This window comes from Kitasatospora sp. NPDC058115 (assembly GCF_042884635.1).
Taxonomy (GTDB): Bacteria; Actinomycetota; Actinomycetes; order Streptomycetales; family Streptomycetaceae; genus Kitasatospora.
On the sequence record NZ_JBHVTL010000014.1, the window covers coordinates 166,589 to 189,967 of the forward strand.

Here is a 23,379-nt window from a genome sequence, read left to right on the forward strand (position 1 = left end):
CCTGGATGGGTCCGGTTCGCCCGTTTTGCTTCGGCATACAGCCTAGGCGGGCCTTACCCCGGGCCGCGCCCCGGCCCCCGTCGCACCCGCGGGCGTCCGTGATCCGTGCGGGAATCCCCGCTCCCGGCCCGCCGCGTCAGGCCCCGCCCTCCGTCCGGGCGGCGCCGCGCACGCACCAGGCGTCGATCCGCCCCGCCAGGATGTGCGGCTCCGCCTGGTCCGGACGCGCCCGGAAGCCACTGAGCATCACCGGGATCCCGAGCGCCGACCGCACGGCGTCGGCCCATTCGAGCGCGTCGAGGACCGCCTCCGGGGCCGCGCCCCCGCCGGGCCCGGCGTCGAGGTCGGCCAGCTCGCACAGGCCCGCCGAGCGCATCGCGCGCAGCCGGGCGAGCAGCGCCTCCACGGCCCCGCCGGACGCCGGGCCGCCCGTGGCGGCGACCGTGCTGCGCACCGCGACCACCGCACCCGGAGCCCGGCCGCCGCCGCGATCGGCGACCGCGGCGGACAGCGCCGCCGCCTCGCCGCCCGCCCGGGCCGGGTCCGGCGGGCAGACGCCCATGTCGACGACGACCAACGGCGGCGGGGCGGCGGAGTGCCGGGAGGCCGGGCCGGCCAGGTGGTCCGCCAGCCGGTCCGCCGTGACGATCGCGCCGCCCGCCGGGCGCCCGGGCGGCGCGAGCACGCAGCCGTACGGCGCGTCCTGCGGCACCGCGCCCTCCGGGGTGCCGTCGCCGAGGTCGAGCACCAGGCGCCCCGGGAGCCGGAGCCCGCCGACGTCCAGCGGCAGCGCCAGCGCGCCGTCCGGGGCGGGCCGGTAGTCACCCCCGGCGACCACCCGGGTGGCCTCGTCCACGAGGTCCGGGGCCTCGGCCCGGACCCTCGCGGCGACGGGCAGGACGGCCCGGCTGAGCAGGTGCACGGAGAACTGCGCGCCCGGCCGCTCCAGGTGGGCCGGAGCGTTCTCGAACCACCGCATGCTGCGCTCCCCGGCGTCCTGGAGGGCGCGGACGCTGGGCAGCCGCCTGCGCTCGTACTCCGCCAGCGCGTCGGCGACGACCTCGTGGCGGTGCAGCGCGCGGGCCAGGTAGTAGCCGTCCTCCAGGGCCATCCGGGTGCCCGACCCCACCGAGTAGTGCACGGTGTGGGAGGCGTCGCCGATGACCACCACGTTGCCGCGCACGCAGCGGTCGAGCCGTACCGCGGGGAAGTTCGCCCAGCGCAGGTCCTTCGCCTGGAGGGGGTGTCCGGCGAGGTGCTCGGCGAAGACGTCCGACCAGTGGCCGAGGTCCTGCTCCAGCCGCCCGCGTTCCGCCGCGGCCGCGGGGTCGCCGGTGGCGGGCAGCTCGACCACGAAGGTGCTCACGCCGTCCCCGTGCGGGTAGCCGTGGGCGACGACCGGTCCGTGGGCGGTCTCCTCGAAGATGAAGGTCATGGCGTCGAACTCGGCCGCGGTGCCGAGCCAGGCGAACCGCGACCGGCCCAGCCCGGTCCGCGCGCCCAGCTCCCCGGCGAGGGCCCGCCGGGTCCGGCTGGCCGCGCCGTCGGCGGCCACCACCACGTCGTACTCGGCGCTCAGCAGCTCCGCGTCGGCGGCGACCCCGTAGTGCAGGGCGACTCCCGCCCCGGCCGCCCGGCCCGCCAGCTCCGCGAGCAGCCGGTGCCGGGAGAGGGCCACGTAGCCGTGGCCGGCGCTGCGGTGGCGCCGGCCACGGGCCCGCACCTCGACGGCGTCCCAGGTGACCTGGGCGGCCAGCAGCCGGCCGAGGGAGGGCGCGATGAAGTCGATGGTGCGGACGGCGGTGTCCGAGAACACCACGCCGTACCCGTAGGTCTCGCCCTCGGGCGCGCGTTCGTACACGTCGACGCTCCAGCCGGGGCGGGCCGCCTTGATCTGCGTCGCGGCGAGCAGGCCGGCCGGCCCGGCCCCGATGCAGGCGACCCGCCTCGGGCGGCCCTCGGGCGGCGTGCGGGTCATCGGCGCGCCCCGGCCTGCGCGGCGCTCTGCTCGGCGCTCCGTCCGGCGCTCTGTCCGGCGCTCTGTCCCGCGGTCTGCTCGGCGGTCTGCTCGGCGGTCTGCTCGGCGAGGACCCGGCGGAGGATCTTCCCCGCCCCGTTGCGCGGGATCTCCGGGACGATCACGACCTCCCGGGGGAGCTTGTACGAGGCCAGCCGGCCGTGCAGGTGGGCCAGGAGCCGGGCGGCGGCGAAGGCGGGGTCCTCGGTGACGACGAAGGCCAGCGGCACCTCGCCCCAGACCTCGTCCGGGACGCCGATCACCGCCGTGTCGCGCACCCCCTCGAAGCCCGCGATGGCGTTCTCCACCTCGGCCGGGAAGACGTTCTGGCCGCCGCGCTTGATGACGTCCTTGATGCGGTCCTTCAGGTGGACGAAGCCGTGGGCGTCCATCACGCCGAGGTCGCCGGTGCGGACCCAGCCGTCCACGACGGTCCGGCCGGTCTCGACGGGATCGCCGACGTAGCCCGACATCCGCCCGGGGGCCAGCACGCACACCTCGCCGATCTCGCCGAGGGGCAGCGGGCGGTTGTCCTCGTCGTGGATCTCCACCCTGATGCCCGGCACGCTGCGGCCGCTGGACTCCCGCGGCACGGGGTCCGCCCCCGGCGCCCCCGGGCCCACCGACCAGGTGCAGAAGGTGCCGCCGGCCTCCGTCATGCCGTAGATGTTGCGGAAGCCGCAGCCGAAGGCGCGCGCGGCGTCGCGCAGCAGGTCCTGGCTCATCGGGGACGCGCCGAACATGATCTCGCGCAGACGGTTCTCGACGACGGCGTCGGGCCCCACGGTCATCATCAGGAAGCGGAGCATCTGCGGGACCATCCACAGGTGGGTGATCTCCTGCTCGGCGATGGTGCGCAGCACGGCGCGCGGCTGGAACTCGCGCATCAGGTGGAGCGTCGCCCCGGCGGCGAGGTAGTGGAACGTCACGGTGACGCCGCCGTGCGCCAGCGAGTTGAGGTTGAGCAGCCGGACGCTGTCGTCCACCCGTGCCTCGGCCAGCCAGGAGAGGGTCATCTGCCGCAGCGCCTCGGAGGTCTGCAGCACGCCCTTCGGCTTCCCGGTGGTGCCCGAGGTCAGCAGGTAGGCCAGCGGGTCGGAGGGGGAGGCGGCCGGCGCGGTGAGCGGGACCTCGGTGGTCAGGGCCCGCCGGAACTCCTCCGACTCGAAGACGGTCGTGCGGGCGGCGTCGAGCCCGAGGCGGTCGACCAGCCGGCGCTCGCCGATCACGTGCCGCACCCCGAGGCGCTCGGCGACCTCGGTGAACTCGGCCGGGGACATGGCGTGGTTGACCGGGACGAACGGGGCGCCCAGGTGCGCCAGCGCGAAGTAGGCCACGATCACCTCGAACCTGTTGCGCGCGTGCACGGCGACCGGGTCACCGTGCCCGACGCCCCGGTCGCGGAGGTGGGCCGCCACCGACTGGGCGGCCGCCCTGAGCTGCCGCCAGCTGAGGCTGCTCGTCCCCTCGACGACGGCCGGGGCGTCACCGCGCTGCTGGCAGTGCCGGTCGAGGATGTCACTGAACCACATTGATCTCTCCGATGAACTCGTACGGTGCCGGGACCGGTCGGCCGTCCGCGTCAGGCGTCGGCGGGCTCCGTCAGGAGGCGCAGCGCCATGACCGCTCGGTGGATGTCCGTGTAGGAGACGTAGAGGCTGTTGAAGCCGAACCGCAGCAGGGCCGGGGGGCGGACGTCGCCGATGACGCCGTGGGCGGCGAGGCCGTCCATCAGGGCGGCCGCCCGGGGGTGGCTCAGGGTGACCTGGCTGCCGCGCCGGTGCCCCTCGCGCGGGGTGACCAGGTCGAAGCCCCGGCCGGCCAGGTGCGCGTCGGCGCAGGCGATGAAGAACGCGCCCAGCGCGAGGTTCTTCGCCTGGACGTCCGCCATGGAGAGGCCGTCGAAGGCGTCGAGCGCCGCGTCGAGCGCCGTCAGGGACAGCATGTGCGGCGCGCCGATCCGGAACCGCGACATGTCGGCGGCCGGGCGGTAGCCGGCCGCCATGTCGAAGGGCGCGGCATGGCTGAGCCAGCCGGTCAGCGGCTGGTCGGTGGCCGCGCGGTGGCGTTCGGCCACGTAGACGTACGCCGGGGCGCCCGGGCCCCCGGAGAGGAACTTGTAGGAGCAGCCGACGGCGAGGTCCACCCCGGCGGCGTCCACCGAGATGTCGAGCGCGCCGGCCGCGTGGCACAGGTCCCAGACGGTCACCGCGCCGGCCGCGTGGGCGGCGGCGGTGACCTCCGCGAGGTCCAGGCGTTCGCCGGTGCGGAAGTCGACCGGGCTCGCGGCGACCACGGCGACCCGCTCGCCGAGCTCGGCCAGCGCGGCGCCGAACCGTCCCGCCGGGACCGCGCGGACCTCCAGGCCGAGCAGCCGGGCGACCGAGTCGGTGAGGTAGCGGTCGGTGGGGAAGGCGTCGGTGTCGGCGAGCACGATCCGGCGGTCCGGCCTGAGCCGGGCCGCCGTGGTCAGCGCGTTGAACCACTGGACGGAGGTGGAGTCGCCGGTGACCGTCTGGCCGGGCGCGGCACCGATCAGCCGGCCGATCCGGTCGCCGACCCGCAGGGGAGCGGTCAGCCAGCCGTCGTCGGTCCACCCCTTGATCAGGTGGTCGCGCCACTGCCGGTGGATCCCGGCGAGGGCGTCGGCCACGCCCGCGGGGGCGGCGCCGAGCGAGTTCCCGTCCAGGTAGACGACGCCCGGGGGCAGGTCGAAGCGTTTGCGCGCGCCGCCGAGCGGGTCCGCCCGGTCGAGCTCCTGGGCGTGGCTGCGGCTGGTCATCCGAGAGCTCTCCGATCGGGCGAGGGGGTCGCGGCCGCCTGCGCCCCGGTCCAACTGCCGTACTGGCGGCGGCCGTAGAGCAGCGGCAGGTGCCCGTCCGTGGTGGTGACGCCGAACACCCGCCCGAAGACGACCAGGTGGCTTCCGCCGTCCACGGTCCGGTCGACCCGGCAGTCCGCGATGGCATGGGTGTGGCGGGACAGGTGGGGGCCGCCGTCGCCGGCGGCCCAGGGCAGCCGGTCGAAGCGGTCCGCGTCCCCCGAGCTGAAGAGTTCGCCGACCTGCCGCGCCCCGCCGTGCAGCAGGTTGACGGCGAAGGCGCCGCTCTCCAGCAGGGCGGCCAGCGTGGGGCTCTCGGCGCGCAGGCAGAGCAGCAGGGTCGGCGGTGAGGTGCTGACGCTGCAGAGCGAGGAGCAGGTCATGCCCCACGGCCGGCCGTCCGCGTCGCGTGCCGTGACGACGGCCACCCCGGTCGGGAACTCCGCCATGAGTCCGCGGAAGGCCTCCGGGGACACCGGCTCGGGCTCGGCCGCAGAGGTGGCGTTCACGGCCGAACGCCTCCGTCGGCCTTCGACCCGGCCGTCGACCCGGCCTTCGACACGTCGGCCTTCGACACGGCGGCCGTCGCCGGCCGGCGGCGGAATGTCATGCGGACCTCCGGGAGGTCGGAGCGGGGCGGCGGCCCGGCTGGCTCCGGGCCGCCGCCTACGGTCACTTGCCGTGCAGCTGGCGCAGGAACTCGTGGGTCGTCGGCAGCGTGGCCACCAGCTCGTCCCGCTGGCGGCGGACGTCGGCGAACTTCGCCTCGGCGGCGGCGATGGCGTCCGGCCGGTGGGCCAGCGCGGGCATCGGGCGGTCCGGCAGGTAGTCGAGACCGGCGAAGACGCAGTAGTAGTTCGCGTTGCTCCAGAAGTTGCGGAACTCGGCCTCGAAGTTGCCGTAGTAGTTGCTCTCGTCGGTCACCGGGAGGTTCACGCCGAGACCGGACTTGTAGAGGGCGACCTTCTCCTTGAAGCCCTCGGCGAGTTCGAGGTCCTTGCAGGCTCGCCAGAACGGCGTGTCATTGCGCGGGGCGAAGCTGAAGTGCCCCTGGATGAAGTCCCGGGTGTCGTCGAACATGGTCTCGATTTCGCGGTTGAACCGGTTGACGAGAACGGGGTCGAAGCTCTTGTCGGGGAAGTTCTTGACCAGCTGGTAGAGCGCCGCGTAGACGAAGTAGATGCCGGTGGACTCCAGGGGCTCCAGGAAGCAGGAGGAGAGGCCGATGCCGACGCAGTTCTTCACCCAGGCGCGCCGGTTGCGCCCGACCCGGAACCTGATGTGGTTGAGCGGCTGGGTCTCGGGGTCGAGGCCCCACATCCGGCAGAACTCCTCGGTGGCCTCGTCCTGGGTGGCGAACCGGCTGGAGTAGACGTAGCCGGTGCCGAAGCGGCCGAGCATGGGGATCTTCCAGGACCAGCCGGAGGACATCGCGATGGCCGAGGTGAAGGGCTCCACGCCGTGGGCCTCGTCGTCGTGCGGCACCTGGGTGGCCACCGCGCGGTCGTTGAGCAGGTGGTCGCCCATGTCCAGGAAGGGCTCGCGCATGACCTGGTTGATGAGCAGGCTGCGGAAGCCCGAGCAGTCGACGAAGAGGTCGGCCTCCAGGGTGCGGCCGGACGCGGTGGTGATCGAGGTGATGTGGCCGCGCTGGTCGAGCGCGGCGCTGACGTAGGTGTCCTCGATGTGGACGGCGCCCTGCTTCTCGGTGGCGAAGCGGCGCAGGAACTTCGCGACCAGGTTGGCGTCGAAGTGCCAGGCGTAGCTGGCCACCTTGGTGCCGTCCAGGCGGCGCGGCGAGAGCTTGCGGTCGAAGATCTCCGGCTGCACGTAGCACGCCCGGTCGAACGGCTCGTCGGTCTCGCCGTTCAGCCGCTTGCGGGTCCAGTAGTGGGACAGCGGCAGGTTGTCGTGCTCGGGCAGCAGCCCGAAGAGGTGGTCGAAGTGGTCCTTGCCGCCGGCGTGCGGGCGGCCCACGGCCTCGCCGGCGCCGGGGGTGCGCCAGTTGACGAACCGGATGCCCATCTTGAAGCTCGCGTTGCATTCCGGCATCCAGTCCTCCTCACGCAGGCCGAGGAAGTCGAAGAACACCTTCTGCAGGTTGGCGATGGTGGCCTCGCCGACGCCGATCCTGGGGACCTCAGGGGCCTCCAGCACCGTGATCTTGACGGTCTGCCCGAGAGCCCGGCCCAGGTACGCGGCGGACATCCAGCCGGCCGTGCCGCCGCCGAGCACGACGACGCTCTGAATCCGGTTGTCGCTGTTCATGAGGAGAAAGCCCCCTAAAGGTCAGGTCGTGGTCCGAGCGGATCCAGCGGGTTCAGCGGGTCCAGCAGGTCCAGCAGGTCCGGCGGGTTCAGCAGGTCCGGCGGTTCCGGCGGTTCCGGTGTCCGGTGCGGCCGCCCGCAGTGGCCGCAGGACCGACGCCCCCAGCGCGGTTGCCGGGTCGGTCAGGTCGAAGGTGATGTCGAAGTGGTTGCGGTGGTGGACGACGAGGTCGTGGATCCCGGGTGAGCGCCGCCCGAGCGCCTCGACCGCCTCGCCGTGCTGCCGGCAGAACTCGTCCGTCTCGGCGCCGCCGCGGGCCACCACGAGCGGCGGGAGCCGGTCGGGCAGGTGGTACAGCGGGCTCAACCGACGGGCCGTCACTTCCGTGAGTCCCAGCGGCTCGTTCACATAGGTGAGCCGGAGGGGTTCGAGGTCGTAGACCCCGCTGATCAGGACGGCCCCGGCGAAGACGTCGGCCGGATGCCGTCCGTCGGGCCGCCAGTCGTCCAGGAGCGCGGACAGCACCAGATGGGCCCCCGCGCAGTGCCCGGCGAGGTGGATGCGCCGGCGGTCGACGCCCAGGTCGTCCGCGTGCCGCACCAGCCATGCGAGGCCGCGGCGGGCCTGGCCGACGATCTGTTCCAGGGAGTAGTGCGGGGCGAGCCCGTAGCCGAGCGCCGCGAACGCGGCACCGGCCGCCACCGCCCCCGGCGCGGGGAAGGCCGAGTCGTCCTTGCTCAGCTCCTGCCAGTACCCGCCGTGGACGAAGACCAGGAGCGGGGCGTCGGGGCCGTCGGCCGGGAAGAAGTCCAGCGTCTCGCAGGCCTCGGGGCCGTACGGGATCCCGCGGCGCACCGCGAGCTCCTCCCGGGTCCGCCGGCTGCGCACGGCGTACTCGGTGAGGAAGGGCTTGATGTCGTCGACCTTCGAACTGGGGGAGTACTGGATGTCCAGGGCTTCCTGGTCGTACTTTCCGTAGACATTCATGAAAGTCGCGCCTTTTCCGTTCAGAGTCGGGTGCGGACGCTCCACAATTCTGGGAAGAAACGGTGTTCGGCGACCCGGCGGAGCCATTCCACGCCGAGCGTTCCGCCGGTTCCCGGTTTGTAGCCCATGATGCGTTCGACGGCGAGCAGATGGGTCGTGCGCCAGCGGGAGTAGTGGTAATTCAGATCGGCCAGGGCCTCGGCGAACACATAGAGTTCGTGGTGCTGCCGCGGAGAGCCGTAGACCGCCGCCCAGGCGTCCTCCACCAGGACGTCCGGCTCGTACGGTTCGGCGTAGCGCTCGTTCAGGCACTTCCGGGGAATGAGACCGCGGCGGTGCAGGACGGAGAGGACCGCGTCGTAGAGGCTGGGCGCCCGCAGGACCTTCGACACCTGCTCGTGCAGCCACGGGACGGCGTGGTACGCCTCGGCCATTCGCGGGTCCTTGTTCCCGAGGGAGAACTCCAGCTGCCGGTACATGTACGACTGGAACCCGGAGGCGGCGCCCAGCGCGTCGCGGAACCCGAGGAACTCGGCCGGCGTCAGCGTGCTGACCGGCTCCCAGCAGGCGGTGAGCGTGCGCTCGACCGACGCCACCCGGCGCAGGAAGCGCATCGCCTCGGTGAGGTCGTCCTCGAAGAGCAGGTCCCGGACGCGGTTGACCTCGGTGAACATCAGCTTGAACAGCAGCTCCTGGACCTGGCCCACGATGTAGAAGGTCAGCTCGGCGGGCTCGTCGGTCCGGGGGTGCTGGAGGCTCAGGAGCGTGTCGACGCTGTGGTAGTCGATGTAGGGCGTGCTGTTCTCGTTGACCCGGCCGATGCTGAAGTCGAGCACCGGCTCCCCGCCGCTCTCCGCGGCCCGGGCCCGGCGGTCCTGCTCCGTCAACGGCGTGTAGGCGCGGGGACCGGACACGGTGTGATCGCTGGACATGGAAAGTGGAACCCCCGTCGATTCTCCTGCGGAATACCGGAATGCGCTCGCGACCGACCGGAAATCGGAAATCCCGTCGCCCGGCCGATGCCACTCCAGCGGCACCGGCCGGCGCCCGATTTTTCCGGTCATGCATCAGGAGACCCTGCACGGCAGGGCTCCGAGTGACAGTACGGGCTGGATTTCGCCGCGTCAACGAACAAATTGAAGAGGTTCACCGCGCATGAATTTGCCATTATGGATATTCGAGCCGCAATGTCCCGACATGTACATGAAGGGGTCGAACCCGGCAAGGCGGGCAAAGGGTGCAGAAGCGCCGGATCCGGCCGGGCGGAACGCCGCTTGTCTGAACCAAGACATCCGCTATCCTCGATGTCATGAAGATGGGAGCGGGCGTCGAGTGGATGGTTCATGCCTGCATCACGTTGGCGTGCGCCCCTGCCGGAGCCCCCGTCCAGGCCGGTGCGTTGGCGGAGTTCCACGGTCTGCCGAAGGCCTACCTCGCCAAGCAGCTCCAGTCGCTGGTGCGGGCCGGTATCCTGCGCTCTACTCCAGGGGTGCAGGGTGGCTTCTCGCTCGCCCGTGCGGCGGGTGAGATCTCCCTGATGGACATCGTGGTCGCCGTCGAAGGGCCGGCCGACCTGTTCCAGTGCACCGGGATCCGCGACAACGGGGTCGGCGCCCAGCTGGGCATGACCAGCGGCCGGCTTCCGTGCATCGTTCAGATCGAGATGTCCAAGGCCGAGATGGCCATGCGGAAGGCCCTGGCCGCACGCACGATCGCGCACTTGATCGAGAGCCTCGACAGTGGTGCCCCCAAGGTCCTGGGCGTCACCCGGGAGTGGCTCCAGGCCCTCTGAGTCCTCGGTCGCCACCTCTTTCCCCCGGCGTCCCCTCTCTCCGCACCGTGCGGAAGGGGGGCATCGGGGTGCCGTGACGCGGGTGCCGGGCGTCGCTGCGCAGCGGACCGGCACACCTGTTCAGGCCGTGAAGGCCACCGAGAAAGACCACCGAGGGGGAGTCTTGACCGACAGCATGCTCGCGCCGGCGCAGACGGGGGTGGCCCGGTCGCGACCGCCGGGTCTCTCCGTCGCCATCGTCCTGGTTGCGGCGTTCCTCGTGCTTGCCGACTCCTCCGTGGTCAACGTCGCGGCCCCGGTCCTCCAGAGCGAGCTGAACGCGAGCTTCTCCCAGGTGCAGTGGGTCGTCGCCATCTACCAGCTCACCTACGCGGTCCTGCTGATCACCGGCGGCCGGTTAGGTGACCTCTACGGACGCAAACGGCTGTTCGTGATCGGCCTGGCGGGGTTCATCCTGACCTCGGCCGCCTGCGGACTCGCGCAGAGCCCGTCCATGCTGATCGCCTCCCGGGCGCTGCAGGGGCTCACCGCCGCCCTGATGTACCCCCAGACCCTCACCGTCATCCAGGTCGTGGTGCCGCCGGAGCGCCGCCCCAAGGCGTTCGCCGCGCTGGGCATGGTCGTCAGCGCCGCCACCATCGTGGGCCCGATGCTCTCCGGCGTGCTCATCCAGCTCGACCTGTTCGGCAGCAGCTGGCGGCCGGCCTTCCTGGTGAACCTTCCGATCGGGATCGTCGCGCTCGTCGCCGCACTGCTCTACCTGCCCGAGTCCCGTTCGGAACAGGCCCGCAAGCTCGACCTGCCGGCGGTGCTCCTCATCGTCACGGCCCTCGCCTGCCTGTGCTTCCCGCTGATCGAGGGCCACGAGCGCGACTGGCCGTGGTGGAGCTTCGCGCTGATGGTCGTCTCCGTCCCGCTGTTCGCGGCGTTCGCGCTGCGCTGCGCCAGGGTCCACCGCCGGACGCAGTCGGCGCTGATCCCCCCGTCGCTGTGGCGCGACCGGGCGTTCACCGTCGGTCTGCTGATGTACATGCTCGCCTACTCGGGCATCACCTCCTTCTTCCTCTACCAGTCGCTGCTGCTCCAGTTCGCCTACGGGTACAGCGCGTTGACGGTGGCCGCGGTGATGGCCCCCTTCGCGGTCGGCTCCCTCGTCGGCTACTATTCCTCGACCCCGTTCGCACGCCGCAGGAGCGGCCGGGTCTCCGTCACCGTGGGCGCCCTGGTGTGGTCCCTCGGTGTGCTCGCCGTCGGCCTGACGACGCTGCTGGCCGGCAACGGACTCAAGGGCTGGTACTTCATCCCCTCGTTCGTCGTCGCGGGCTTCGGCCTCGGTCTCGCGCTCGCCCCGCTGCTCGGACTGGTCCTCGGTTCGATCCGCAGTTCGGATGCCGGGTCCGCCTCCGGGACCCTGAGCACCGGTCAGCAGGTCGGCGCGGTCCTGGGCGTCGCCCTGATCGGGGTGGTGTTCTTCGGAACCCTGGGCTCCTCGGCCCGGAACTCCGCGGACCACCTGCCCGCGACCACCAGCGCGAGCGTCGCCGCGAGCCTGCGGGAGTGCGTGATCGCCCAGGGCGAGGGCGACCCCGCCGCGGCCGCCGAGTCCGCGGCCTGCCGGGAGGCCCTGGCCGCACCCGGTCCCGAGGCGAGGGAGGCGCTCGCCGACGCGGACCACCACGGTTACCGCATGGCCTACGGGGTGAGCGTGCTCGTCCTGGCCGGGGCCGCGGCCGCGGTGGCGCTCGGCGTCCGGTTCCTGCCCAGGCCGGCGGGTGCCGACAAGTAGCAGTGAGCCCCCCAGACAGGTGGAAGGGACAACGGCAATGACCGCAACGCTGCTCCAACTGCTGGAAAGCCGGGGTGGATCGTCCACCCTCACCCTGGTCGAGGAGGACCGCAGGGTCCTCCTCGCCGACCTGCTCGCGGAGTCCCGCGTCACCGCGGCCGGGCTGGCCTCCCTGGGCATCGCCCCGGGGGACCGGGTCGCCTTCGTCATGCACAACGGCAGCGGCTTCCTGCGGCTGCTCTTCGGGGCCCAGTACCTCGGGGCGGTGCCGCTGTCGATCGCCCTGCCGTTCGGGTACGGGGGCGTGGACGGCTACGTCCAGCACGTGGCCGGCATCCTCGCCGACTCCGGGGCCGGTGTCCTGGTCGTCGATCCGGAGCTGAAGCGGGTGCGCGGCGCGCTGGAACGCGCGATCCCCGGCGTCACGGTGCTGTCGGCGGACGCGCTGCCGGCCGGCGACGCGGGCCGGGTGCCCGCGGCGCCGGCCGACCCGGAGCAGCTGGCCTACATCCAGTACACCTCCGGCAGCACCGCCAGCCCCAAGGGCGTGCCGGTGACCCACGGCAACATCGTGACCGCGGTGCACGCGCTGGCGAGCGCCTCGGGCTCGACCGGCGACGACACCTGGGGCCTGTGGGTACCGCTCTTCCACGACATGGGGATCTTCTGCCTGCTGACGGCGCTGGGGACCGGCTGCGACGCCGTGCTCTGGCGGCCCCGCGGCGGCGTCAAGCGCCCGCTCGACTGGCTCCGCCGCTTCGCCGCCGAGGGCTGCACCCACACCGCGGCGCCGAACTTCTTCGTGGACGCGCTGGTCAGTGCGGTGCGCGCCGAGGAGCCGCAGCCGGAGCCGGCCGACCTGTCCGCGTGGCGGGTCTGGTGCAACGGCGCCGAGCAGGTCAACGCCCGCTCCATCGAGGAGTTCCAGAAGACCTTCGGGAGCTGGGGCTTCCGGCCGCAGACCATGTGCCCGGTCTACGGCATGGCCGAGGCCACCCTCACGGTGACGTTCTCCTCCGCCGAGCTGGAGCCCCGGTTGCGCTGGGTCGACCGCGAGGCCCTGGCTGACGGGCGCTTCGCGCTCAGCACCGAGGGCGCGCCGAACGCCCGTGCGCTGGTGAGCGTGGGCACCCCCGTCCCGGACATCGCGGTACGCGTCTGCGCCGACGGGGCCCCGGTCCCGGAGGGGCACCCGGGCGAGATCGAGATCTCCGGGCCGTCGGTGATGAGCGGCTACTACCGCCGGCCGGCCGGGGACGAGCGCTCGCCGGACGGCTGGCACCGGACCGGGGACATGGGCGTGATCGCCGACGGCGAGCTGTACATCTTCGGCCGCCGGAAGGACATGATCATCGTCCGGGGCGTCAACTACTACGCGGAGGACGCCGAGGCCGTCGTCCGCGACCTCCCCGGGGTGGCCCGCAAGGCGTGCGCCGCCATCGCGGCGGAGGACCACATGGCGCTCGTCGTGGAGACCGCCCTGACCGGCGAGGACGAACGCGCCGCGCTGATCGCCGCCTGCCACCGGCAGCTGCGGGCCCGGATGGGCCTGAGCGCGGTCACGGTGCACCTCGCCCCGACCAGGTTCCTGCCGCAGACCAGCAGCGGCAAGGTGCAGCGCGGCAAGCTCCGGTCGCTGCTGGACGAACTCGGCGACGGGCGCGGCGCCGCGGACCCGGCCGGTGCCGCATGAACGTTTCACCACCCCCACACCCCGAAGGGAGTCTCCGGATGAGGGAGACCGCGTCCGACAGCATCGTGTCCTCCGTGATCGCGGCCCTCACCGCGGAGCTGGACATCGACGCCACCGCACTGCCGGGGGACGCCGAGCTGTCCCTGCTGCCCGGCATGGAGTCCGTGAAGCTGCTGCGCATCGTCAACACGCTGGAGCAGGTGCACGGCGTCAGCCTCGACGACGACGCGCTGTTCTCGATCGAGACCGTCGACGACCTGATCGGCGCGTTGACGGAGCAGGTGCAGCCCGCCGAGCCCGCCGCGCGGGAGTCCGGCAGATGACCCCGGCGACCGGCCCGCTCACCGCCGCGGCGCCGGAGGCCGCCGGCTGGGTCAGCGCGCTGCGACAGATCGTACCCACACCGGACGCGTACGCACGGTTCGACATGGACCGCGAGGCCGCCCTGACGGTCATGCGCTGCCCCGGCGAGGTCCTCGACCTGCTGGTGCGGGAGGGCCTGCGCTCGCGCGGCGACGGCGACCGGGCGCGCTTCGAGGACAGCGACATCCGCAATGTGGCGGCCGCCTCCGGCTCCGGCGGCTCCTTCATGGAACTGGTGCAGCGCTACCTGTTCCGCTTCGCCGCCTCGCCGCCCGGCGAGTGGGTCAACCCGCGCTCCTGGGCGATGCGCAACCTCGCGGCCTGCGTCGAGTCCGACGACTGCGGCGGGGCGTGGGAATTCGCCCGCCTGGCCAGCGCCGAGTTCGGCGGCGAGGCCCGCGACGAGCGCACCGCGAAGGGCACCGAGCTGGAAGTCCGCGGCGCGAGCGTCGAGGGCCGCCCGCCCGCGGCCGGGTTCGCGGCGACCGTGCGAACGGTCGGCAGCGTCCGGCGGGTCCGCGACCCGCTGGTCCGCGAGGCGTTCCACGCGTCGCTGGAGGAGATGCGCAGCGGGCGGATGCGCTACCAGGACATGCCGGTGGCCATGCGCAACGACCCGGCGGCGGCCCGCGCCAACGGCACCGCGAACTGCATCAGCGTCAGCCTGCACCTGCGGGACGTCCTCACCGCGGCCGGCCTGCGGGCCCGCACCCGCAAGGGCTACCTCATGGGCCTGCTCGGGAGCGACCACTCCTGGGCGGAGGTCCACGAGGACGGCGAGTGGAAGGTCATCGACCCGGTCTTCGCCCTCCTCGGGCTGCGCCAGGGCGCGGGCGAGGAGTTCGTCGAGTTCTGCCTCGGCTCGGTGCCCAACCGGCTCGTCCCGTGCGACTGTCCCGCCGACCGGGAGACCGTGCGCCACACCCACGACGGGACCCCGGTCGCGGTCCGCAACGTGCTCCTGGTCAACCCACTGAAGGAGAAGGCATGATGAACGCCCGTGAGCTGCTCGCCCGGAGCATGGCGGCGCCGGCGATCCTCGACGACATCGCCGACGGTGACGACCTGCGCGAGTCCGGGTTGAACTCGGGGGAGATGGTCCTGGTGGTGATGCACCTGGAGGAGGAGATCCGGCGGGCCCTCGACGACGAGGAGATCACGTCGGTGACCACGATCGCCGCCATCGACGACCTGCTGCGGACGGCCGGGCCGGCGGACGCCACCACCGGCAGTGGAGGCTGACACCCCGCTGACGGAGCAGGCCCCGGCGGTGTCGGCGCCGGACGCGGCGTCCGCCCCGGGAGCGGTGTCCGCCCTGGAGTCGGCCGTCGCCCGCCACGGCGGTCCGCCCGCCGGGACGGCGCTGGCCTTCGCCCACGCCGGGGCGGACCGGACCCCGGCACCCCACCCGGCGGAGGAGGACCTGCTCCGGCGGCTGCCCGCCACCCGGCACGCGGACTTCCGCCTCGGCCGCGCGGCGGCCGCCCGGTGCCTGGCCGGTCTGGGCGTGCCCGGTCCGGTGCTGGCCGAGGGCCGGCTGCCGCTGTTCCCGGACGGCGTCGCCGGATCGATCAGCCACCGCGAGGGCGTGGGGGTCTGCCTGGCCGCCCCGCGCTCGCTGGCCCGGGCGGTCGGGGTCGACCTCGAACTGCTGGACGCGCTCCCGCTGCGGGCGGCCCGGCTCGTCTGCACGGAGCGGGAACGGGCCTGGCTGGAGCCCGGCCCCGACCCCGTCGCCCGGCTCGGCACCCTGTTCTCCCTGAAGGAATCGATCTACAAGGCCGTCTGCTCCCGGGGCGTCGCGATCAGCGGCTTCCAGCAGATCGAACTGCGCCCGGAGGCCTGCGGGGACCTTCCCGGACCCGCGGCCACCGTTCTCGTCGCGGGAGTGCTGCTGGAGACCGGCCTGCTCCGCTCCGGCCGGTCCGTACTGACCTGGGCGGTCGTCCGCCCCTGACCGCAAGGACGTCTGATGCACGGGTACCACCAGCTCCTGGACAGGATCGTGGCCGGCACGGCCAGTCCTCCGGCCGTGATGGACGCCCTGCGCCTGCCGCGCATCGAGGGCTGGAAGGACCGCCGGGTGTGGGGCAGCTGGGAGGTCGACCCGGTCGTCGTCGGTCCCGGCGGGGTGTTCGGCGGATACCTGGCCGCCGTGGCCGACAGCTTCGCCGGGGTGTGCATGTACACCGTCCTGGAGGACGACCAGTGGCTCGCGACCCGCGAGCTGTCCATGCGCTTCCTGCTCCCGCTGACCGGCGGGCGCGTGCACACCGAGGCGGCGGTCGTCCGGGCGGACCGGCGCCGGGTGTGGGTGGACACGGTGTTCACCACCGAAGCGGGAGCGACGGTGTGCACCGCCCAGGCCGTCCAGGTGGTCGTCCCGAGGAGGCCGGCCGCCCCGGAGGGAGCGAGGAGCTGACCGGCGCGCCACCGCACGTCAATCGACCCACCAGCGAACCACGGAGGAGAACGCCGCATGTCCGCAGCACAGAACGAGGCACTCTACATCGGTGACCTGTTCGCCATGGGGGCGTCCCAGCACCCGAACAGCCGCATGACCCTCGACCACCGGCTCGCGCTCTTCCCCGCCTCGGGTACCAGCGTGACGTTCCGTCAGCTCGCCGACCACGTCGAGGAGATAGCCGCCCGGCTGGCCGCCGCCGAGGTCGGCGCGGGCGAGCGGGTGTTCCTCTTCGCGTCGAACACCTTCGACCTCGTCCTGGCGGCCTGTGCGCTCAGCCGGCTCGGCGCCGTCCCGCTCCTGCTGTCCCCGAAGCTCGACGGCGACATCGTCGCGCAGCTCCTGACGAAGACCGACGAACCGGCGGTGCTGCTCACCGACCCGGCGACCCTGCGCGGCGCGCTCGACGGGGTCGACGTCGCCGCCACCACCAGCAGGGTGCTGCTGCTCACCGGCGAGGCCGACGGCCACGAGAGCCTGGACCGGCACGCCGGAGCCCCGCGCCGCGCCGCGGTGCGCACCGAGCCCGACGCGCCGTGCCTGGCCACGCACACCTCGGGCACCACCGGGCTGCCCAAGCTCGTCCTCCAGTCCGCGCGCAGCCTGTGGTGGCACCTGAAGCCGCAGCTGCGGACCGCGAAGATCATGCGCGCCCGGGAGGCCCGGGCCATCTGCGTCTCGCTGGTGCACGCCCGGATATGGCCGCTGCTGTACATCGTCATCTCCCGGGGCCAGCACACCGTCGTGCTGACCGACCCGGACCCGCGCAAGGCCGCCGACCTGCTGAGCGAGACCCGCCCCGGGCTGCTGGAGGCCCACCCCAACATCCTCATCCAGTGGGAGGCGCTGGCCGACGACCCGCGCGGCCCGCTGGCCAACGTCCGCTACTTCATCAACACCTTCGACGCCATGCACCCGCGCACCATCCGCATCCTGCTCGGCGCCAGCCGGCGCAGGATGCCGGTCTACGTGCAGGGCTACGGACAGTCCGAGACCGGGCCGGTCTGTCTCCGGCCCTACACCCGCCGGCTGGCCAGGACGGCGGACGGCCGCTGCCTCGGCTTCCCCTTCAAGGGCGTCACCGAGGTCAGGATCGGGGAGCCGCTGGCCGACGCCTCCGGCCCGGAGAAGGTCGGCCCCATCCTGGTGCGCACGCACGGCCACTCGGTGGGCATCATCGGCGGCGCGGAGCAGTTCGCGGAGCGGTTCGCCGGCGGCTGGTGGCGGATGGGCGACCTCGGCTACCGCAGCAAGTGGGGGTGCGTGCACCTCCTCGACCGGGAGATCGACCACATCGACGGCGTGACCAGCAGCCTCCAGGTGGAGGACGTGCTCATGGAGCGGCTGCCGCAGCTGACCGAGGTCGTCCTGGTCGAGGGCAAGGACGGCAACCCCGTCCCGGTGGTGGCGACCCACGGCGACCAGCCGCTCGGCACCGCGGCGTGGCAGCGCGCGGTCGCCGGACTGCCCGGCATGGCCGAACCGCTGCACAGCCCGTGGAACGCCCTGCCGATGACCTCGACCTGGAAGGTCCGCCGCCAGCTCCTGGGCGCCATGGTCGCCGACGGCAGCCTCCCCCTGGTCGGCTCCCCCGACCAGGGCCGGGCGGAGCGGCTGACGTGACTGCCGAGGCCGGCGCCCCCGCCCTCGTGCGCACGGCGGCGCCCGAAGTCGACCTGTTCGCGGCGGAGTTCGCCGCCGACCCGTTCCCCGTCCTCGCACGGCTGCGGGACACCGCCCCCGTGCACCACGACCCGGCGACCAAGCTGTGGCTGGTGAGCCGGGACGAGGACGTGCGGCGGGTCCTCCTGGACACCGTCACCTACCGCAACGACAACACCCTGCGCTCCGTCGTCCCGCTGCGGCTCCCCGCGCTGCGGATCCTGGACCGGGTGGGCTTCAAGACCCTGCCCCCGGCACTGTTCAACAACAGCGGGGACAGCCACCCGGCGCTGCGCGCGATCGTCCTGAAGCTCCTCAGCGCCCAGCGGGTCCGCCTCGCCACACCGGAGATCGAGCGGATCACGGCCGAGGAACTCGACGTCATGGCCGCCGACCTGCGCACCACCGGCCGCCACGACCTGGCCCGCGGCGCGGCCCGGACCGTCCCGGTCCGGGTCATGCTGCACCTCCTGGGCCTGACCGGCACGGCCCGGGCCGACGTGCACACCGTCGCCGACTGGACCGACGCGTTCATCACGCTGTTCTGGGGACGCACCGAGAAGGACCGGCAGCGGGAACTCGCCCACCGGGTGGCCGCCTTCTACACCTGGCTCTGCGAGCTGGCCGAGATCCGCGACGCCCCCGAGGACTCCCTGCTCGCCGCGCTGGCCCGGCAGCGGACCCCCGACGGCGCCCCGCTGAGCCGCGAGGTGGCCGTCGCGGTCTGCTCCAACCTGCTGGTCGCCGGACACGTGACGACCACCCAGATGATCACCACCGCGGCCCACCGGGCCCTGGAGAGCGGGGTCCACTGGCCGGAGCTGGCCGGCGACCCCACGGCCGCCGGGCGGTGGCTGGAGGAGATCCTCCGCCGCGAGCCCTCGCTGACGGCCTGGCGGCGGGTCACCAGCCGGGAGACCCGGCTCGGCGGGGTCGACCTGCCGGCCGGGGCGGAACTGCTCCTCATGCTGACGAGCGCCGGGAACGACCCCGAGGCCCACCCGGACCCGGAGCGGCTCTGCCCGATGCGGGACGCCGGTCACCAGCACCTCGGCTTCGGGCTCGGCCGGCACCGCTGCCCGGGCGCCGAACTCGCGCGCGTCGAGGGCCGGGTGTTCCTGAGCATGTGCGCCGAGCGGTTCCCCGGACTGCGGCCGGCCACCCCGGAACCGCCGCCGTTCCTGCCGCTGGTCTCCTTCCGGGCCCCGGCCCGCCTGGACGTCGCCGACCCCCACCCGCACCGGGAAGGACACCATGAAACTCGTTGAACCCGAGATCACCGTGATCGCGCGTCCGTCCCTCGACCTGCGGGAGGTCACCGCCTACCTGCGGGAGATCGGGGGCGAACAGTGGCTGGCCAGGTTCGACCAGGGTGCCCTCGACAACCCGCCGAACGACGCCGAGACCCTGGCCGAGATCGCGGGCCGGATGTGCTACCGGTCCTGGGAACCGGGGCTCAACCCCAACGTCACCCGGGTGCGCACGGACCAGGCCGCCTACCTGCGCAACGTGCTGGCCGGCGCGCACGGATCGGTGCTGGAGCACGCCAACTTCACCTTCGTGCTGAAGAACGTCAGCCGGGTGCTCACCCATGAGCTCGTCCGCCACCGCGCGGGCACGGCCGTCTCCCAGGAGTCGCTGCGCTTCCTGCGGCTGGACGAACTGCCGTTCTGGTTCCCCGACTGGGCCAAGGACGACCCGGAGCTCATGGAACGGACCGGGAGGGCCCTGCGGGAACTGGAGGAGCTCCAGCTCTGGATGGCCCGGCACTTCGGCCTCGACCGCGAGGGCGTCCCGTTCGCCGAGAAGAAGCACCGGACCTCCTTCATGCGGCGCTTCGCCCCCGAGGGTGTCGGCACCAGCCTGGTCTGGACGGCGAACGTCCGGACGCTGCGCCACGTCATCGAGTCCCGGACGGCCCCCGAGGCGGAGGAGGAGATCCGGCTCGTCTTCCACCGGGTCGGCGAGCTCATGCGGGCCGAGGCGCCGACGCTCTTCGGCGACTACGAGGTGACCGACGGTTCCTGGACGCCGGCGTGGCGGAAGGTCTGACGATGGGTGCGAGGATTTGCGCGCCGGCGGCGGAGGGGAACGCGGGCATTCTGGGACTCGGGACCTACCGGCCCCGCAGGGTGGTCGACAACGAGGAGGCGTGCCGGTTCATCGACTCCTCGGACGCCTGGATCCGGCGCCGGACGGGCATCGTCACCCGGCACTGGGCCGACGACGACGAGACCCTGGAGATGATGGGGGAGGCGGCGGCGAGCAAGGCGGTCGCGGCGGCGGGGATCGATCCGGCGCGGATCGACTGCGTCATCGCCGCCACCTTCACCCACATGCTGCAGACGCCCTCGGCCGCGGCGTCGATCGCCCACCGCCTGGGCGCCCGGCGGGCCGCCGCGTTCGACCTGTCGGCGGGCTGCGCGGGTTTCGTCCACGGCGTGGCGGTCGCCGCGGACGCCGTCCGCAGCAGGGGCGCCCACGTCCTGGTGGTCGGGGTGGAGCGGATGACCGACCTGATCAGCCCGCGGGACCGCTCGACCGCCTTCATCTTCGGCGACGGCGCGGGCGCCGTGGTCGTCGGCCCCGCCGCGGAGCCCGGCATCGGCCCGGTGGTGTGGGGCGCGGACGGCTCCCAGGCCGCCCTGATCACCCAGACCAGACCGTGGACCGCGCTCAGGGACGCCGTCGGGAAGGCGTCCGGGAACCCGTCCGAGGACTCCTCCGGGGGCTCCTCCGGCGGCGCGTTCCCCCACATGGTCCAGGAGGGCCAGAGCGTCTTCCGCTGGGCCGTGACCGAGATGCCGGAGGTGGGGCGGCGGGCGCTCGCCGCCTCCGGCCTCACGGTCGAGGACCTGGACGCCTTCGTCCCGCACCAGGCCAACGTGCGCATCATCGACGCCATCGCGGCCCGCATCGGGCTGCCCGGGACGGTGGCCGTGGCCCGGGACGTCGCCCGGTCCGGGAACACCTCGGGGGCGTCCGTCCCGCTCGCCATGGACCAGCTGCTGGCCTCGGGCGAGGCCGAGGCCGGGGACACCGCGCTGCTGCTCGGCTACGGCGCGGGGCTCTCCTACGCCGGACTGGTCGTCACCCTGCCGGGCGTCGGCTGACGCCCCGGGCCGCGGAACGCGCGCGCCCCGGCGGGCTTCCCGGGAGAGGGCTCCTCCGGTGATCCGGAGTCCCGGGAATCCGCCGGGGTGCGCTCAGGCCTTCGGGACGAGCGTGTTCTCGTTGGTGCGCCCGGCGGCGAAGTCGTCGATGTTGCGGGCGGTGGCGTCGATGATCTGGCCGACGGCGGTGTGGGTGAAGTAGGCCTGGTGGCTGGTGACCAGGACCTGCGGGAAGGTGACGAGGCGGGCGAGGGTGTCGTCGGTGATGCCGTGGATGGAGCGGTCGGTGAAGAAGACGCCGGTCTCCTCCTCGTAGACGTCGAGGCCGACGCCGGAGAGGCGTCCGGCACGCAGGGTCTCGACCAGGGCGGCGCTGTCGACGAGCCCGCCGCGGCTGGAGTTGACCAGGATCGCGTCGTCCTTCATCCGGGCCAGGGCGGCGGCGTCGATGAGGTGGTGGGTGGCCGGGAGCAGCGGGACGTGGAGGCTGATCAGGTCGGCGCGGGAGAGGAGTTCGGGCAGTTCGGTGTAGGTCATGCCGAGGTCGAGGCAGGCGGGGTTGGGGGCGATGTCCCAGCCGAGGAGCTCGGTGCCGAATCCGGCCGCGATCCGGGCGAAGCATTCGCCGATCTTGCCGGTGCCGATGACGCCGACCGTCATGCCGTGGATGTCGCGGCCGAGCAGGCCGTCGAGGCGGAAGTCGAACTCCCGGGAACGGTTGGCGGCGCGGGTGAGGCGCCGGTTGACGGCCAGGGCGAGCGCCCAGGCGTGTTCGGCGACGGCGTAGGGGCTGTAGTGGGAGACCCGGGCGATGGTGAGGCCGAGCCCGGCGGCGGCCTCCAGGTCGATGTTGTTGAAGCCGGTGGAGCGCTGGGCGATCAGCTTCGTCCCGCCGGCGGCGAGGACGGCCAGGGTCCCGGCGTCCAGGACGTCGTTGACGCTGCTGCTGACGGCCGGGTGGCCGGCGGCGAGCGGCGCGGTGTCGCGATCGAGGAACACGGCCAGGGTCCGCAGGGAGTGCCGGCCGGCGAAGGCCTTCTCCAGGAGCGGCTGTTCGTCTGCTTGGACGCCGTAGGCGAGGATCTCCATCCCCGTCACGCTACCCAAAGCGCCGCCGGAATGCGCGCACTGGCTCGCGTCGTTCCGACGCCCCCCGGGGGGGCTCGGCCGGGAACGGCCCCGGCCCCCGGCGCTCGCGCGCTCGGGGGCCGGGGCCGTACGGGGCGGGCGGTCAGATGACCGTCTCGGCCTCCAGGTACCGGTCGGCCGGCACGGTCTTCAGCTCGGCCACGGCCTCGCCCAGCGGCACCAGGTTGATGCTGGTGCCCTGCAGCGCGGTGATGTGCCCGAAGGCGCCCTTGTGGACGGCCTCCACGGCGTGCCAGCCGAACCGGGTGGCGAGCACCCGGTCGTAGGCGGTCGGGGTGCCGCCGCGCTGGGTGTGACCGAGGATCACCGGGCGGGCCTCCTTGCCGAGCCGGTGCTCCAGCTCGCGGGAGAGCTGGGTGGCGATGCCGGTGAACCGCTCGTGGCCGTAGATGTCCTTGGTGCCCTCCTCCCAGTGCATGGTGCCGGGCTCGGGCTTGGCGCCCTCGGCGCAGACCACGATGGCGAACTTCTTCTGCCGGTCGAAGCGCTCGCGGACGACGGCGGTGAGCTTCTCGATGTGGAACGGGCGCTCCGGGACGACGATCGCGTGCGCGCCGGCCGCCATGCCCGCGTTCAGGGCGATCCAGCCGGTGTGCCGGCCCATGACCTCGACGACCATGACCCGCTGGTGCGACTCGGCGGTGGTCTTCAGCCGGTCCAGCGCCTCGGTGGCGACCGACACGGCGGTGTCGAAGCCGAAGGTGACGTCGGTGCAGGCGATGTCGTTGTCGATGGTCTTCGGCACGCCGACGATCGGCAGGCCCGCGTCGCTCATCAGCTTGGCGGCCTTCAGGGTGCCCTCGCCGCCGATCGGGATCACCGCGTCCAGGCCGAGGTCCGCGCAGTACTGCTTGGCGCGCTCGACGCCGTCGCGCAGGTGGCTGGGCTGCACCCGGGAGGAACCGAGGATCGTGCCGCCCTGGGCGAGGATGCCGCTCACCGAGTCGAGGGTCAGGGGCCGGTGGTGCCCCTCCAGGAAACCGCGCCAGCCGTCCTCGAACCCGATGATCTCGTCGCCGTGGTCGACCACCCCCCGGTGGACCACGGAGCGGATCACCGCGTTCAGGCCGGGGCAGTCACCGCCGCTGGTCAGCACTCCAATACGCATTGCTTTGCAACTCCCGAGCAGAACCGAGGAACGGCCGGACTACAGGCTGGGACGACGGACCGCCACCGTAGCGAGCCCTTCCCGCGCCGGAGTGGCGCGGAGATGGCCGCCGGGTGAAGGACCGGCCGATCCGGACAGAACGTCCGAAACCGGCCG

At 73.0% G+C, this 23,379-nt stretch carries 21 protein-coding genes; 12 read left to right on the plus strand and 9 right to left on the minus strand.

The genetic code is table 11. The features are described from left to right. Window positions 1–136: 136 nt before the first annotated feature. From ACFVVL_RS17215 to ACFVVL_RS17245, 7 genes are all read right to left on the minus strand, one after another. A complete protein-coding gene (locus tag ACFVVL_RS17215) occupies window positions 137–1,978 on the minus strand; it encodes an FAD-dependent monooxygenase (protein ID WP_387675901.1) in 1,842 nt (613 codons plus the stop codon). Further along, window positions 1,975–3,549, minus strand: coding sequence for a class I adenylate-forming enzyme family protein (locus ACFVVL_RS17220; RefSeq protein ID WP_387675904.1), 1,575 nt, complete (start codon window positions 3,547–3,549; stop codon window positions 1,975–1,977). Before ACFVVL_RS17220 ends, ACFVVL_RS17215 begins: the two co-directional genes overlap by 4 nt. 50 nt (window positions 3,550–3,599) lie before the next feature. Then, the gene (locus tag ACFVVL_RS17225; protein WP_387675907.1) at window positions 3,600–4,799 is read right to left on the minus strand and encodes a kynureninase; all 1,200 of its coding nucleotides are present in this window, start codon (window positions 4,797–4,799) and stop codon (window positions 3,600–3,602) included. Beyond that, entirely contained in the window at window positions 4,796–5,347 is a 552-nt protein-coding gene (locus ACFVVL_RS17230; RefSeq protein WP_380296568.1) for a flavin reductase family protein, read from the minus strand. Before ACFVVL_RS17230 ends, ACFVVL_RS17225 begins: the two co-directional genes overlap by 4 nt. Window positions 5,348–5,510: 163 nt before the next feature. Further along, entirely contained in the window at window positions 5,511–7,106 is a 1,596-nt protein-coding gene (locus tag ACFVVL_RS17235; protein WP_387675910.1) for a tryptophan halogenase family protein, read from the minus strand. Window positions 7,107–7,127: 21 nt separating this feature from the next. Then, on the minus strand, window positions 7,128–8,093 hold the full coding sequence (locus ACFVVL_RS17240) for an alpha/beta hydrolase (protein WP_387675913.1): 966 nt from the start codon (window positions 8,091–8,093) through the stop codon (window positions 7,128–7,130). A 20-nt stretch (window positions 8,094–8,113) separates the two neighbouring features. After that, a complete protein-coding gene (locus ACFVVL_RS17245) occupies window positions 8,114–9,025 on the minus strand; it encodes a tryptophan 2,3-dioxygenase (RefSeq protein ID WP_387675916.1) in 912 nt (303 codons plus the stop codon). Window positions 9,026–9,402: 377 nt separating this feature from the next. Here ACFVVL_RS17245 and ACFVVL_RS17250 point away from each other — a divergent pair, with 377 nt between their 5' ends. From ACFVVL_RS17250 to ACFVVL_RS17305, 12 genes are all read left to right on the plus strand, one after another. Continuing rightward, the gene (locus tag ACFVVL_RS17250) at window positions 9,403–9,885 is read left to right on the plus strand and encodes an RrF2 family transcriptional regulator (protein WP_387675919.1); all 483 of its coding nucleotides are present in this window, start codon (window positions 9,403–9,405) and stop codon (window positions 9,883–9,885) included. Window positions 9,886–10,048: 163 nt separating this feature from the next. Next, window positions 10,049–11,671, plus strand: a complete 1,623-nt coding sequence (locus ACFVVL_RS17255; RefSeq protein ID WP_387675921.1) for an MFS transporter — start codon at window positions 10,049–10,051, stop codon at window positions 11,669–11,671. 37 nt (window positions 11,672–11,708) lie between these two features. Then, on the plus strand, window positions 11,709–13,364 hold the full coding sequence (locus ACFVVL_RS17260) for an AMP-binding protein (RefSeq protein WP_387675924.1): 1,656 nt from the start codon (window positions 11,709–11,711) through the stop codon (window positions 13,362–13,364). Between the two features lie 38 nt (window positions 13,365–13,402). Further along, window positions 13,403–13,687, plus strand: coding sequence for an acyl carrier protein (locus ACFVVL_RS17265; RefSeq protein ID WP_387675927.1), 285 nt, complete (start codon window positions 13,403–13,405; stop codon window positions 13,685–13,687). Beyond that, window positions 13,684–14,718, plus strand: coding sequence for a transglutaminase domain-containing protein (locus ACFVVL_RS17270; RefSeq protein WP_387675930.1), 1,035 nt, complete (start codon window positions 13,684–13,686; stop codon window positions 14,716–14,718). The genes ACFVVL_RS17265 and ACFVVL_RS17270 overlap by 4 nt, the downstream gene beginning before the upstream one ends. Further along, entirely contained in the window at window positions 14,715–14,969 is a 255-nt protein-coding gene (locus ACFVVL_RS17275; protein WP_380297636.1) for a phosphopantetheine-binding protein, read from the plus strand. The genes ACFVVL_RS17270 and ACFVVL_RS17275 overlap by 4 nt, the downstream gene beginning before the upstream one ends. Next, window positions 14,959–15,684 carry a 4'-phosphopantetheinyl transferase gene (locus ACFVVL_RS17280; protein WP_387675934.1) on the plus strand — a complete coding sequence of 242 codons (726 nt, stop codon included), beginning with the start codon at window positions 14,959–14,961 and terminating at the stop codon, window positions 15,682–15,684. The genes ACFVVL_RS17275 and ACFVVL_RS17280 overlap by 11 nt, the downstream gene beginning before the upstream one ends. 15 nt (window positions 15,685–15,699) lie before the next feature. Further along, a complete protein-coding gene (locus ACFVVL_RS17285; protein ID WP_380297639.1) occupies window positions 15,700–16,149 on the plus strand; it encodes a PaaI family thioesterase in 450 nt (149 codons plus the stop codon). A 57-nt stretch (window positions 16,150–16,206) separates the two neighbouring features. Next, entirely contained in the window at window positions 16,207–17,814 is a 1,608-nt protein-coding gene (locus ACFVVL_RS17290; protein ID WP_380297640.1) for a class I adenylate-forming enzyme family protein, read from the plus strand. After that, window positions 17,811–19,121 (plus strand): cytochrome P450, encoded by a 1,311-nt coding sequence (locus ACFVVL_RS17295; protein WP_387675939.1) that lies wholly within the window; start codon window positions 17,811–17,813, stop codon window positions 19,119–19,121. The genes ACFVVL_RS17290 and ACFVVL_RS17295 overlap by 4 nt, the downstream gene beginning before the upstream one ends. Next, window positions 19,108–19,905: an FAD-dependent thymidylate synthase gene (gene thyX, locus ACFVVL_RS17300; RefSeq protein ID WP_387675942.1), complete on the plus strand. Its 798-nt coding sequence runs from the start codon at window positions 19,108–19,110 to the stop codon at window positions 19,903–19,905. The genes ACFVVL_RS17295 and thyX overlap by 14 nt, the downstream gene beginning before the upstream one ends. 2 nt (window positions 19,906–19,907) lie before the next feature. Next, entirely contained in the window at window positions 19,908–20,966 is a 1,059-nt protein-coding gene (locus tag ACFVVL_RS17305; RefSeq protein WP_387675945.1) for a beta-ketoacyl-ACP synthase III, read from the plus strand. 93 nt (window positions 20,967–21,059) lie between these two features. On the opposite strand, the gene ACFVVL_RS17310 is transcribed toward ACFVVL_RS17305, so the two are convergent. After that, on the minus strand, window positions 21,060–22,055 hold the full coding sequence (locus tag ACFVVL_RS17310) for a 2-hydroxyacid dehydrogenase (protein ID WP_380297648.1): 996 nt from the start codon (window positions 22,053–22,055) through the stop codon (window positions 21,060–21,062). A gap of 142 nt (window positions 22,056–22,197) precedes the next feature. Then, the gene (locus ACFVVL_RS17315) at window positions 22,198–23,223 is read right to left on the minus strand and encodes a 6-phosphofructokinase (protein ID WP_380294113.1); all 1,026 of its coding nucleotides are present in this window, start codon (window positions 23,221–23,223) and stop codon (window positions 22,198–22,200) included. Window positions 23,224–23,379: the final 156 nt, after the last annotated feature.